Annotated in this window: 11 protein-coding genes; 6 read left to right on the top strand and 5 right to left on the bottom strand. The window is 73.1% G+C overall.

What is annotated here, in order from left to right; translation table 11 throughout:
• Positions 1 to 10: 10 nt before the first annotated feature.
• From NOCJ54_RS0108980 to NOCJ54_RS0108960, 5 genes are read right to left on the bottom strand one after another with little or no spacing between them, the layout of a single operon-like run.
• Positions 11 to 922 carry an ROK family protein gene (locus NOCJ54_RS0108980; protein WP_028655233.1) on the bottom strand — a complete coding sequence of 304 codons (912 nt, stop codon included), beginning with the start codon at positions 920 to 922 and terminating at the stop codon, positions 11 to 13.
• Between the two features lie 10 nt (positions 923 to 932).
• Positions 933 to 1,880, bottom strand: coding sequence for an ROK family glucokinase (locus NOCJ54_RS0108975; protein ID WP_036517337.1), 948 nt, complete (start codon positions 1,878 to 1,880; stop codon positions 933 to 935).
• Positions 1,877 to 2,317: a hypothetical protein gene (locus NOCJ54_RS0108970; RefSeq protein WP_028655231.1), complete on the bottom strand. Its 441-nt coding sequence runs from the start codon at positions 2,315 to 2,317 to the stop codon at positions 1,877 to 1,879. Before NOCJ54_RS0108970 ends, NOCJ54_RS0108975 begins: the two co-directional genes overlap by 4 nt.
• Positions 2,314 to 3,513 carry an ArsA family ATPase gene (locus NOCJ54_RS0108965; protein ID WP_028655230.1) on the bottom strand — a complete coding sequence of 400 codons (1,200 nt, stop codon included), beginning with the start codon at positions 3,511 to 3,513 and terminating at the stop codon, positions 2,314 to 2,316. The genes NOCJ54_RS0108970 and NOCJ54_RS0108965 overlap by 4 nt, the downstream gene beginning before the upstream one ends.
• Positions 3,514 to 3,545: 32 nt before the next feature.
• The gene (locus tag NOCJ54_RS0108960; RefSeq protein ID WP_028655229.1) at positions 3,546 to 4,004 is read right to left on the bottom strand and encodes an SRPBCC family protein; all 459 of its coding nucleotides are present in this window, start codon (positions 4,002 to 4,004) and stop codon (positions 3,546 to 3,548) included.
• A gap of 86 nt (positions 4,005 to 4,090) precedes the next feature.
• Between NOCJ54_RS0108960 and NOCJ54_RS0108955 the strand changes: the two genes are divergently transcribed.
• The 6 genes from NOCJ54_RS0108955 to NOCJ54_RS24760 all read left to right on the top strand — a co-directional run bounded on the left by NOCJ54_RS0108955 (position 4,091) and on the right by NOCJ54_RS24760 (position 12,412).
• Entirely contained in the window at positions 4,091 to 5,878 is a 1,788-nt protein-coding gene (locus NOCJ54_RS0108955) for an AMP-dependent synthetase/ligase (protein ID WP_028655228.1), read from the top strand.
• A 220-nt stretch (positions 5,879 to 6,098) separates the two neighbouring features.
• On the top strand, positions 6,099 to 6,818 hold the full coding sequence (gene cpaB, locus NOCJ54_RS0108950) for a Flp pilus assembly protein CpaB (protein ID WP_186449744.1): 720 nt from the start codon (positions 6,099 to 6,101) through the stop codon (positions 6,816 to 6,818).
• 11 nt (positions 6,819 to 6,829) lie between these two features.
• Positions 6,830 to 8,023, top strand: coding sequence for an AAA family ATPase (locus tag NOCJ54_RS24765; protein WP_051485640.1), 1,194 nt, complete (start codon positions 6,830 to 6,832; stop codon positions 8,021 to 8,023).
• The gene (locus tag NOCJ54_RS0108940) at positions 8,020 to 9,582 is read left to right on the top strand and encodes a CpaF family protein (protein WP_028655226.1); all 1,563 of its coding nucleotides are present in this window, start codon (positions 8,020 to 8,022) and stop codon (positions 9,580 to 9,582) included. Before NOCJ54_RS24765 ends, NOCJ54_RS0108940 begins: the two co-directional genes overlap by 4 nt.
• Entirely contained in the window at positions 9,582 to 11,492 is a 1,911-nt protein-coding gene (locus tag NOCJ54_RS28145; protein WP_051485639.1) for a type II secretion system F family protein, read from the top strand. The genes NOCJ54_RS0108940 and NOCJ54_RS28145 overlap by 1 nt, the downstream gene beginning before the upstream one ends.
• Positions 11,492 to 12,412 (top strand): type II secretion system F family protein, encoded by a 921-nt coding sequence (locus tag NOCJ54_RS24760; RefSeq protein WP_036517334.1) that lies wholly within the window; start codon positions 11,492 to 11,494, stop codon positions 12,410 to 12,412. The genes NOCJ54_RS28145 and NOCJ54_RS24760 overlap by 1 nt, the downstream gene beginning before the upstream one ends.
• Positions 12,413 to 12,416: the final 4 nt, after the last annotated feature.

Below are 12,416 nucleotides of genomic sequence, written 5' to 3'. Positions count from 1 at the left end.
GTCCTGCCGGCTACGGCCTGCCGTCGCGCGCGAGGAGCGCGGCGCCCACCGCGCCGGCCTCCGGCCCGAGCGCGGCCGGCACGAGGTCCGGCACCGGCCGGTGGTCGGTCCCCTGCAGCGAGGAGCGAAGCGCCTCCCGCGCCGGGGCCAGCAGCAGGTCGCCGACCGCGGACACCCCGCCGCCCACGACGACGAGCTCCGGGTCGAACGCGGACACCAGTGCCGCCGTACCCACGCCGAGCCAGCGGCCCACGGAGCCGAACGCCTCGCGGGCGACCTCGTCGCCCTCCAGCGCCAGCGCAGTGACCTCGGGGCCGGTCAGGTGCCGGCCCAGGGCGACCCGGGTGACCCGCTCCAGCGCGCGCCCGGAGCAGTACTGCTCCCAGCAGCCGCGCAGGCCGCACTCGCACTCCAGCCCGCCGGGCACCGCCTGCATGTGGCCGAACTCGCCGGCGACGCCGTGGGCTCCGCGGACCAGCCGGCCGCCGAGCACCAGCGCACCGCCGATCCCGGTGCCGATGGTGACCAGCACGACCGACCGGCGGCCGCGCGCGGCCCCGGCGGTCAGCTCGGCCCAGGCGGCACAGTTCGCGTCGTTGTCCATGACGACGGGCACGCCGAGCAGGCCCTCGACCCGGCGGCGCACGGGCGCGTCGCGCCACGGCAGGTGGGCGCCGAAGAGGTAGTGCTCCCCCGCCGCGTCGACCAGGCCGGCGGCGGACACCCCCACCGCTGCGGGTGGGTGCGTGAGGAAGACGTCGCGGGCGGCGTCGGCGACGGCGGTCTCGACGTCGGCCTCCGGCGCGGTCCGGCCCGGCATGGGGCGCACCGCCGACGCCTCGAGCTCGCCCGAGGCGCTCACCCGCACGGCGAGCACCTTGGTGCCGCCGACGTCGACGCCGACGGTGTAGTTGCGCTCCACCGGGCGTCCGTCAGACGCGGGCGAGGTCGGCGGCACCGATGACGCCGGCGCGGTTGCCCAGCTCGGCGAGCCGGATCTCGGCGGTCGGCCGGAAGCCGCGGCCGCTCAGCTCGTGCTCGAAGGCAGCCCGCAGCGGATCGACCAGCAGCGCACCGGCCTCGCTCACGCCGCCGCCGATGACGATGACGGCGGGGTCGAGGACCGCGACGAGGGAGGCGATGCCGTGCCCCAGCCAGCGGCCCAGCTGCTCGAACTGCTCGATGGCGAACCGGTCCCCGTCCTGCGCCGCCTCGGTGATCATCGGGCCGGTGATCGCCTCGGGGTCACCGCCGGCCCGCTCGACGAGGTCCCGGGCGAGCAGGGAGTTGGCGGCGACGGCCTCGCGGGCGGCGCGCACCAGCGCGGTGCCGCTGCCGTACTGCTCGAGGCAGCCGCGGTTGCCGCAGCCGCACTGGCGGCCGTCGGGGACGACGTTGAGGTGGCCGATCTCGGCCGCGACCCCGTGGGCACCGCGCAGCAGCCGGCCGTCGACGACGATGCCACCGCCCACGCCGGTGCCGACGGTGACCATCAGCTGGTCGTCGACGTCCCGCCCGGCGCCGTACCGGAACTCGCCCCAGGCCGCGGCGTTCGCGTCGTTCTCGACGACGACCGGCAGGCCCGCGAGCCGGGCCAGGTCGGAGCCGAGCGGCTCGTTGCGCCAGGCGATGTTGGGGGCGAAGAGCACGGTCGAGCGGTCCGAGGCGATGTAGCCGGCGGCACCGACGCCGACGGCGGTGATCCCGTGGTCGGCGGCGAAGCGGGCGACCAGGCCGGCCGCAGCCTCCTCCATCGCCGTCGGGTCCGCCGCCGGCGACTCGACCCGGGCCTCGGCGACGATGCCGCCGTCGGCGTCCACGACCGCCCCGGCGATCTTGGTGCCGCCGATGTCGATGCCACAGGTCAGTGCGCTGCTCACGGTGTGTCTCCCGGCTCGGGTTCGTCGTCGAGGTCGATCCGCTCGACACCGGTCCCCCGGGATCCCTCCCGGGTGCCCGGGTCGGCGGGCAACGTCTCCAGCAGTCCCGCTGCCGCCTGCAGCAACGAGGACGCCGCGACGGCGAGGTGCGCCCGCACCTCCGGCGAGGTCTGGCGCACCGCGTGCACCACGCGGCACACCGGACAGTAGCGGCACTCGGCGCTGTCGGTCGCGAGGTGCTCGTTGACGTCCTGCGCCATCGCTGCTGCCTGGCCCGCGAGGTCGCCCAGGCCGCCGGCGACGTCCCCGCCCTGCTGGCGGGCGAGGTCGGCGAGCGCGCCGAACAGCTTCATCGCCTCCTCGCCGACGCTGCCCACGTCGGGCTGGCCGTCGGGTCCACCGTGGCCGTCGCGTCCGTTGCGGTTCTCGTCGTTCATCGCGCCTCCAGTGCGGGCTCGGCGAAGCGGACCCGCAGCTCTCCGTCGTCGACCCGCGCACCGGCGACGCGCAGCCGGGCCAGGCCCGGCGGCAGCGTCAGCAGGCGGCGGTAGGAGCCGACGGTCATCACCAGCTCGTCGCCGTTGCGCGCGAGCTCGACCTCCGAGCGGGACACGAAGGGCAGCGCGAGGTGCACCACCGCCCCGCCGTCCTCGCTGCGGGTGACCCGGAACGGCCCCTCGTCCTCGGGTACGGCGAGCGGGTCAGTGTCGCCGTACAGGGTGCTCGCGAGGTCGGCGAGCGCGTCGACGCCCACCGGCTCGCTCGGCTGGTACTCCGAGCTGTGGACGGGCAGCCCGTTGAAGGACTGGGCCACCTCGGCCAGCACGCCGCGCTGGGCCTCGACCCACGCGGCACGCCAGGGGTCGGCGTCGTCGGTCGGGAAGACCCGGTTCGCGATGACGCCGTCGACGCGGTAGCCGAACAGGCACAGGCTCGTGAACGCACGGCGGGCCTCGGCGAGCACGACCTTCTCCGGCGTGAGCACGAGCCGCACGCTCGCCTCCGGCCCGGAGAGCAGCTCGTGCACGTCGTCGAGCTCGGCGTGCAGGCGGGTGATCGCGTCGAACACGCCGTCACCGGGCATCGGCACCCCGGCCGCGCGGTTCAGCACCGGGCGCAACGCCTTGACCAGCCGCCGCTGGATCGGCAGCAGCCGCTCGATGTACCAGCCCAGCGCCTCGGGCAGCGCGAGCAGCCGCAGCGTCTCCGCGGTCGGCGCGCAGTCGACGACGACCACGTCCCAGCGACCGGAGCGGGCGTGCTGGCGCAGCTCGAGCAGGGCCAGCACCTCCTCGGCGCCCGGGATGACGGTCATCTCCTCCGCCGCGACCGGGTCCATGCCGGCGGCGTCGAGGACGGAGAGCAGGTAGCGCTGGATGTCCGCCCACGACTGCTCGAAGCGCAGCTGGGCGTCGACCTGCTGCAGGAAGAGGTTCGGCGCCACCTCGGTCGGCTCCGCCCCGGGGTGGGTGGCGCCGGACGCCGCGGCGCCGTACGCGTCGGCGAGCGAGTGGGCTGCGTCCGTGGAGATCACCAGGGTCCGCCGGCCGCGGGCGGCGGCGAGCGCCGCCGTGCCGGCAGCGACGGTCGACTTGCCGACGCCGCCCTTGCCGGTGAACAGAACGATCCGCACGGGCTGTCCGTGTCCTGGGTCCGCGGCCGCGCTCAGGCGCCGGACTCGACGCGCTTCTTCAGGCCCTTCAGCGCGGTGTCGATGAGGATCTTCTCGCCCTTGCGCTTCAGCATGCCGATCAGCGGGATGTTGACGTCCAGCGCCAGGCGGTAGGTCACCTCGGTGGCGCCGGCCCCGGCCGGGCGCAGCACGTAGGCACCTTCGAGCGCCTTGAGCATCTTGCCCTCGACGAGCGTCCAGGTGACCTGGTCGTCACCGCTCCAGTCGTAGGCGAGGGTGTACTCGTCCTTGATCGGCGAGACGTCCAGGGCGAAGAAGACCTCGCGCGCCCGGCCCCGCTGCTGCGGGTCCCCGGCGTCGTACGACGAGCGCACCTCGGCGACCGTGACGCCCTTGGCCCAGTCCGGGTAGGCCGGGAAGTCCGCGATGACGGCCATCACGTCCGCGGCGGGGGCATCGACGACGATCGACGAAGACGTCTGTTCGGCCATGCGGGAAGGCTACCGGACGGACCACCCCGGCCCGGGCCGGTGTGGTGCGCGGCGCGGGATACCGGGCCATGGCCTAGCCTGCGGACGTGCGCGAGTACTCCACCCCGCAGACGGTCAGCGTCCCGACCTCCGGCAACCTCACCGACGACGTCCTCCGCAACGCGCGGGAGGCCCCGGACGCCGTGCAGTTCAGCCGGCCGGACGGCGAGGGCGGCTGGACGGACGTCACCTGCGCGGCGTTCCTCGACGAGGTGCAGGCGGTGGCCCGCGGCCTCGTCGGGGCCGGGATCGGTCCCGGCGACCGCGTGGCGATCATCTCCCGGACCCGCTACGAGTGGACCCTCCTCGACTACGCGACCTGGTTCGCCGGTGCCGTCAGCGTCCCGATCTACGAGTCCTCCTCCGAGGAGCAGGTCCGGTGGATCCTCGCCGACTCCGGCGCCCGCGCAGTCGTCGTGGAGGATGCGACCCACCTCGCGCGGGTCGGCGCCGTGCGCGGCGACCTCCCTGACCTCGAGCACGTGTGGGCCATCGACAGCGGCGCCGTGGCGGAGATCGGCCGGCTCGGAGCCGGGGTCACCGAGGACGACCTGGAGGCGCGTCGGAGCGCGACCGGGCCGGACGACCTCGCCACGCTGATCTACACGTCGGGGACGACCGGGCGCCCCAAGGGCTGCATGATCACCCACGACAACTTCCAGAACGAGCTCTGCGTCGCCGTCGCCGAGCTCGAGCGGCTCTTCGACGCCGAGGGCGCCTCGACGCTGCTCTTCCTGCCGCTCGCCCACGTCTTCGCCCGGATCATCCAGGTCGGCTGCGTGAAGTCTCGTACCCGGATCGGCCACAGCTCCGACATCAAGAACCTGCTCCCCCAGCTGGCCAGCTTCCAGCCCACCTTCCTGCTCGCGGTGCCTCGCGTCTTCGAGAAGGTCTTCAACACCGCCTCGCAGCGCGCGACGGCCGACGGCCGCGGCAAGGTCTTCGACCGCGCTGCGGAGGTCGCGATCGCGTGGTCCCGCGCGCAGGACGGCGGTCGGGTGCCGGTGCGGGTCCGCGTCCAGCACGCCCTCTTCTCCCGCCTCGTCTACGGCCGGCTGCGCGAGGCGCTCGGTGGGCGGTGCGAGTTCGCGGTCTCCGGTGGCGCACCGCTCGGTGAGCGGCTCGGCCACTTCTACCGCGGCGTCGGCGTCAACGTCCTCGAGGGCTACGGCCTGACCGAGACCACCGCAGCCCTGACCGTGAACCTGCCCGACGCGCAGAAGGTCGGCACCGTCGGGCGTCCCCTGCCGGGCACCGCGGTCCGGGTCGCCGACGACGGTGAGCTGCTCTTCAAGGGCGGGCAGGTGTTCGGCGGCTACTGGAACAACCCCGAGGCGACCGACGAGGCGCTCCACGACGGCTGGTTCCACACCGGCGACGTCGGCGAGGTCGACGACGAGGGCTTCGTGCGGATCACCGGCCGCAAGAAGGAGATCCTGGTGACCGCCGGCGGCAAGAACGTCGCGCCGGCCGTCCTCGAGGACCGGGTGCGTGCGTCGGCGCTGGTCAGCCAGTGCCTGGTCGTCGGCGACGGCCAGCCGTTCATCGCCGCCCTCGTCACCATCGACGAGGAAGCCTTCCCGGCCTGGGCCGAGCAGCACGGCAAGACGGGCCGGATCGCCGACCTGGTCGACGACGAGGACCTGCGCGCCGAGGTGCAGGCCGCGATCGACGAGGCCAACAAGGCCGTCTCCAGGGCCGAGTCGATCCGGAAGTTCACCATCCTGCCGACCGACTGGACCGAGGAGGCCGGCCAGGTCACGCCCAGCCTCAAGCTCAAGCGCAACGTCGTCATGCGGGAGAGCCGTGACGAGATCGCTGCGCTCTACGAGTGACCTTGGTCTCGGTCCGGATGGCCCGGACGGTCCACTCGACCGGGGACCGTAGTCCCGATGGACCATGCCCGGAAGGCGATCGGACACCAATGGTCGTCGTTTCGGGATTTCACTCACACGTCGTCCGCCGCCTCGCTAGCCTCGGCCTGCGCTGCAGCCCGGGGAGGCCTGCGGCACAACACATGGGGAGCGGGAGGGCTCTGAAGTGGATCGTCGCAGGTTGTTGCTCGTCGTTGCCGCGGTGATCGCCGCGCTCGGTGTCGCAGCGGTGTTCATGTACGCACGTGGCGCGGACGCGCGCGCCGCCGAGAAGTACGACACCGTGGAGGTGCTCACCGCGTCGCAGGACATCGCCCCCGGCGAGAGCCTCGACGACGCCCTGGAGAGCGGCAAGGTCCAGCTGACCCGGATCGCCCAGGCCCAGCTCCTCGAGGGCGCCAGCGACGACTCCGAGCCGCTGCGCAGCAAGGTCGCGCTGACCACCATCTACGCCGGTGAGCAGCTCATCCCCGCCAAGTTCGGCGCGATCGAGGACGTCGAGGCCCGCTCGAGCCTGCCGATCCCGAAGGGCAAGATCGCCATCTCGATCCTCGTCAAGGACGACGGCCGCGTCGGCCGCTTCACCAAGGCCGGCTCCGAGATCTCCGTGATCTCCACGCTGCTCGACGACAGCCAGCACCCGATCGTCACCCGCGTCCTGCTCGACCGGGTCACCGTCCTCGCCGACGGCACCCAGACCGTCGAGCCGGAGAAGGGCGAGGGCACCAGCAACGTCACCGACGCCTCCATCCAGCGCCTGGTCACGATCGCCGTCACCCAGGAGCAGGCCGAGCGGGTCCGCTTCGCCGAGAAGGGTGGCGAGCTCACGATCGCGCTCCTCAACGACGCCAGCGAGGTCAAGCCCGGCCCCGGCGTCACCGCCGACAACCTGTTCGACTGAGAGGAGCGGAGATGCCCGTCATCGTCGAGGCGGATTCCGCCTCCGTCACCCCGCTGCTCAGCCTGATGCCGACCGGGTCGCACTCGGTCGCCTCGGTCGAGCGCATGCACGCCTGGCTCGACCAGCACGCCGACGAGTACGTCGTCGTCCTCGGCCCGACCCTGCGGCTCGAGGAGGCCCTCGGCTGTGCCGAGGAGCTGCGGATCAAGCGGCCGACCGTCAGCGTCGTCCTCGTCCGCGACCAGTTCGACACCGACGTCCTCGCCCGCTCCATGCACGCCGGGATCCGCGACGTCGTCGTCGCGGACGGCGACGACAAGTCGCTGTCGATGGCCGTCGAGCGCGCCCACCAGCTCTACCAGGCCCTGCGCGGCCCCGGCGGCGCCCGCCAGCTCGGCCGCATCGTCACCGTCTTCTCCCCCAAGGGCGGTGTCGGCAAGACCACGTCGTCGGTCAACCTGGCCCTCGCGCTGACCGACCGCGGCGCGCGCAAGGTGTGCCTGGTCGACCTCGACCTCGCCTTCGGCGACGTCGCGATCACCATGCAGCTCTTCCCGACGCACTCCATCGAGCAGGCCGTCGGCTCGGAGGACTCCATCGACCTCGGCATGCTCGAGGGGCTGCTCACCCGCCACGAGGACTCGCTCAGCGTGCTCGCGGCGCCGGCGCACCCCGACGTGCGGGAGCGGATCACCCCGCTGCTGATCTCGCGGATCCTGCGAGCGCTGCGCGAGGGCTTCGACTACGTCGTCGTGGACACCTCGCCCTCCTTCGACGACGCGACACTGACCGCCCTCGACGAGACCGACGAGTGCGTCATCGTCGCCACCCTCGACGTCCCGACGCTGAAGAACGTCAAGGTCGCCCTCGAGACCATGGACATGCTGTCCATCGCCCGCGGCCACCGCCACCTCCTCCTCAACCGGGCGGACGAGGAGGTCGGCATCAGCGTGGAGAAGGTAGAGAGCATCCTCGGGATGCCGGTGACCTCGCAGGTCGCGACCGCGGTCGACATCGCGGCCGCCACCAACTCGGGCACGCCGATCGTGTCGCACAAGCCGCACCACGCGGCGAGCGCGGCGTACTTCCAGCTCGCGTCGTCGGTCACGGGTGAGCCCGTGGGCGGTCCGACGCCGCCCGAGCCGGCCACGGCCGCGGAGCAGGGCCAGCGCTCCCGCGGCCTCTTCCGACGGAGGAGCTCATGAGCAGCCTGTCCGAGCGCCTCGCCGCCGCCCGCGCCGCCCAGGCGGCCGCCGCCGGCCAGGGCAAGCACGCCGCCGACGTCCCCCCGGACGCCACCCCGGCCCCCGCTGCCCCGGCACCCGCCGCCGCGGCCACCGCGCCGCCGTCCGCGCCCGACCTCCAGAAGGCTGCCCCCGCGTCCGGCGCGTCCGCCGCGGGTCCGCTGTCGGCCCGCGCGGCCGCTGCCGGCGCCTCGTCCGGCGGTGACGGCAAGTCGTCCTCGCGGCGGCCGCTCGCCGGCTCGGAGACCGACCGGATCGAGGAGCTCAAGTCCAGCGTGCACGAGGAGCTGCTCAAGCAGCTCGGCCCGCACCTGTACGACGCGGAGATGGACCAGGACGAGCTGGACCGGACGGTCCGCGCCGTCCTCGCCGAGGTGCTCGGTGCCCAGGACCGCCCGCTCAGCGCCGCGGACCGCTCCCGGGTCACCCAGGAGATCACCGACGACATCCTCGGCTACGGCCCGATCGACCCCTACCTGCGCGACCCCGAGGTCTCCGAGGTCATGGTCAACGGCCACGACGACGTCTGGCTCGAGCGTGACGGCCGGCTGGTCAAGGCCGACGCCCACTTCGCCGACGAGGCCCACCTGCGCCGAACGATCGAGAAGATCGTGTCGCGCATCGGCCGCCGGGTCGACGAGTCCTCCCCGATGGTCGACGCCCGCCTGCCCGACGGCAGCCGCGTCAACGCCATCGTCCCGCCGCTGGCGATCGACGGCTCGGCGCTGACGATCCGGAAGTTCTCCGCGGACCCGCTGACCGTGCAGGACCTGATCAACTTCGGTTCGCTCACGCCGCAGACGGCCGACTTCCTCGACGCCTGCGTGCGCGGCCGGCTCAACATCATCGTCTCGGGCGGCACCGGCGCCGGCAAGACGACCACGCTCAACGTGCTGTCGTCGTTCATCCCGCGCGACGAGCGCATCGTGACCATCGAGGACGCCGCGGAGCTGCAGCTCAAGCAGGAGCACGTGGTCCGGCTCGAGTCGCGCCCGGCCAACATCGAGGGCAAGGGCGAGGTCACCATCCGCGACCTGGTCCGCAACAGCCTCCGCATGCGCCCGGACCGCATCGTCGTCGGTGAGGTCCGCGACGCCTCCGCGCTCGACATGCTGCAGGCGATGAACACCGGCCACGACGGCTCGATCTGCACCCTGCACTCGAACGGCCCCCGCGACACGCTGGCCCGCATGGAGACGATGGTGCTGATGGCCGGCATGGACCTGCCGATCCGCGCCATCCGCGAGCAGGTCGCCTCCGCCGTCGACCTCATCGTGCACCAGACGCGCTTCAAGGACGGCTCGCGCCGGATCACGCACATCACCGAGGTGGAGCGGATGGAGGGCGACATCATCACCCTCCAGGACGTCTTCGTCTTCGACAACAGCGCCGGGTTCGACGAGAACGGCCGCATCCTCGGCCGGCTCCGCTCGACCGGCCTGCGACCGAAGTTCCTCGAGAAGCTCGCCTACGCCAACGTCGCGGTCGACCCGACCCTCTTCCGGACGGACAGGCTCTGATGGGTGCGCGACGGCTGCTGCTCCTGCTCGTCGCCGCCCTCGCGGCGCTCGTGCTGCCGGCCGGGGCAGCCTCCGCCGAGGACGGCACGATCGCCCACGTCGAGTCCACCGGCGACGGCCTGCGGGTGCTCGTCAACGTCCCCGCCGGCGCCGAGGTCGACCTCGCCGGCGTCGAGGCGACCCTCGACGGCGACGCCCTGGACGCGAGCGCCGAGGTGGCCGGCACCGGCACCGAGGTGAAGCGCACCGCGGTGCTGGCGATCGACACCAGCCAGTCGATGCGCCAGCGAGGCCGCTTCACCGCTGCCAAGGAGGCGGCACGGACCTACCTCGACACGGTCCCTGCCGACGTCGCCGTCGGCATCGTCACCTTCGACGCGACGGTCGCCGTCGCCCTCGAGCCGACCACCGACCGCAGCGCGGCCCGCGACGTGGTCGACGGCCTCGAGCTCGCCCGCGACACGCTCCTCTACGACGGGATCGTCGCCGCGATCGAGGCGACCGGCGACGAGGGCCAGCGCTCCGTGCTGGTGCTCTCCGACGGCGCCGACACCGGTGGCGAGTCCACGCTCACCGACGTCACCGACCGCATCGCCAGCACCCGCACCCTCGTCGACGTGGTGAGCCTCGGCCAGGCCGGCCGAGCGCTCGCGCCGCTGCAGGAGATGGCCGAGGCCGGCAAGGGCCGCGTCATCCGCAGCACCGGGCGCGGCCTCGCCGACGACTTCCGTGCCGAGGCCGACGTGCTGGCCAGCCAGGTGCTGGTCACCGCGCCGCTGCCGGAGGGCTTCTCCGCGACCCAGGCGACCGTCGAGGTCGTCCTGCCGACCGCCGGCGAGCCGGTGGTGGCGCGCGCGCTCGCGGCGGTGGAGCCGGCCTCGTCCGGCGAGGCCACCCGGCCAGACGCCGTGGAGCTGGACTCCCCCGGCGGCTGGCAGGTCCCCGAGTGGGTGCTCTACGCCGGCACCGGCGTGCTGGCCGTCGGCCTCATCGCCGCGGCGATGCTGCTCGTGCCCGGCAAGCCCGCGCCGATGAGCATCGCCGAACGGGTCGAGGCCTACAGCACGCAGGTCAACCGGCTGGAGAAGGCCGAGAAGCCCGCGTCGGAGCCGATGCTCGAGCAGGCCAAGGCCGCAGCGGCGGGGGTGCTCGAGCGCAACAGCGGCCTCAACGACCGCCTCGCGCAGCGGCTGACGGCCGCCGGCAGCGGCTTCAAGCCGTCCGAGTGGCTGCTGGTCCACATCGCGGTGGTCTTCCTCGCAGGCCTCTTCGGCTTCCTGCTGACCGGCAACGGCGTCGCCGGAGCAGTGGCGATGGTCGTCGGTGCCTTCCTGCCGCCCGTCTACCTCCGCGTCCGCGCCAACCGGCGGCGCCGTGCCTTTGACGACGCCCTGCCCGACGTGCTGCAGCTGATCTCCGGCGCCCTCAGCGCCGGCCTCTCGCTCGCGCAGGCGGTCGACACCGTCGTCCGCGAGGGGCCCGAGCCGATCGCGTCCGAGTTCAAGCGGGTCCTCGTCGAGGCCCGGATCGGGATGCCGATCGAGGACGCCTTCGACGGCGTCGCCGCACGCTTCCAGAGCAAGGACTTCGCCTGGACCGTGATGGCCATCCGCATCCAGCGGCAGGTCGGCGGCAACCTCGCCGAGCTGCTCAACACGGTCGCGGCCACCATGCGCGAGCGGGCGTACCTGCGCCGCCAGGTGCGCACGCTGTCCGCCGAGGGGCGCTTCTCCGCGATCATCCTGTGCGCCATGCCGCCGTTGTTCGCCCTCTTCATGCTGTTCAGCAACCCGGACTACCTGGCCCCGCTCGTCGCCGACATCCGCGGCTGGGCACTCATCGCCACCGCCGCCGCGATGATGACCGTCGGGACCGTCGCCATGTCACGCCTCGTGAAGGTGGAACTCTGATGCTGCTCCTCCTCGGCGTCGTGCTCCTCGCCGGCGCGATCGCGGCGGTCAGCGCCGCCCTGGTGAAGAACGAGAACCCGGACGGCCTCGCCCGGGCGCTGCAGGCGCTCGAGCAGCAGGGCGCGGCTGACCCCGAGCTGACGCGGGAGGCCGAGCCGTCCTTCGCCGACCGGGTCATCGACCCGCTCCAGGAGCGCGCGCTCGGCATCGGCCGGCGGGTGACAGGGGCCGACCAGGCCGAGCGGATCCGCCGTCGTCTCGACCAGGCGGGCAACCCCCGGGGCTGGACCGTGGACCGGGTCATCTCCTCGAAGGTGCTCGGAGCGGTCGTCGTCCCTGTGCTCGCGGTGCTCCTGGTGGTCGCGATGGCCGGGTCCGCCACGATGATGCTCGCAGGCGCGATCGGCGGCGCCGTGCTCGGCTTCTTCGCCCCCGACCTCTACCTCTACAACACGGCGGTCAAGCGCGCCGACGACCTGAAGAAGACGCTGGCCGACGCCGTCGATCTGCTGACCATCAGCGTGGAGGCCGGGCTCGGCTTCGACGCCGCGCTGCAGCACGTGGCCCGCCACACCGAGGGGCCGGTCGCCGAGGAGTTCTCCCGGGTGCTGCGCGAGATGCAGCTCGGCCGCAGCCGCGCCGACGCCCTGCGCACGCTCGGCGAGCGCAGCGACGTCGAGGACCTCAAGGCGTTCTCCAGCGCGATGGTGCAGGCCGACGCCTTCGGCGTGCCGATCGGCCAGGTGCTGCGCGTCCAGTCGAGCGAGATCCGGACCAAGCGGCGGCAGTACGCCGAGGAGAAGGCCCAGCAGGTGCCGGTGAAGATCATGGTCCCGCTGGTGCTCTTCATCCTGCCCTGCCTGATGATCGTGGTCATCGGGCCCGCCGTGCTGGGGGCCATGGATGCCTTCAACGGCTAGGACG

Origin of the sequence: Nocardioides sp. J54, assembly GCF_000519005.1 — a bacterium.
GTDB lineage: Bacteria > Actinomycetota > Actinomycetes > Propionibacteriales > Nocardioidaceae > Nocardioides.
The sequence above is the reverse complement of the archived record's forward strand: the minus strand, read 5'-3'. Positions and strand labels throughout refer to the sequence as shown.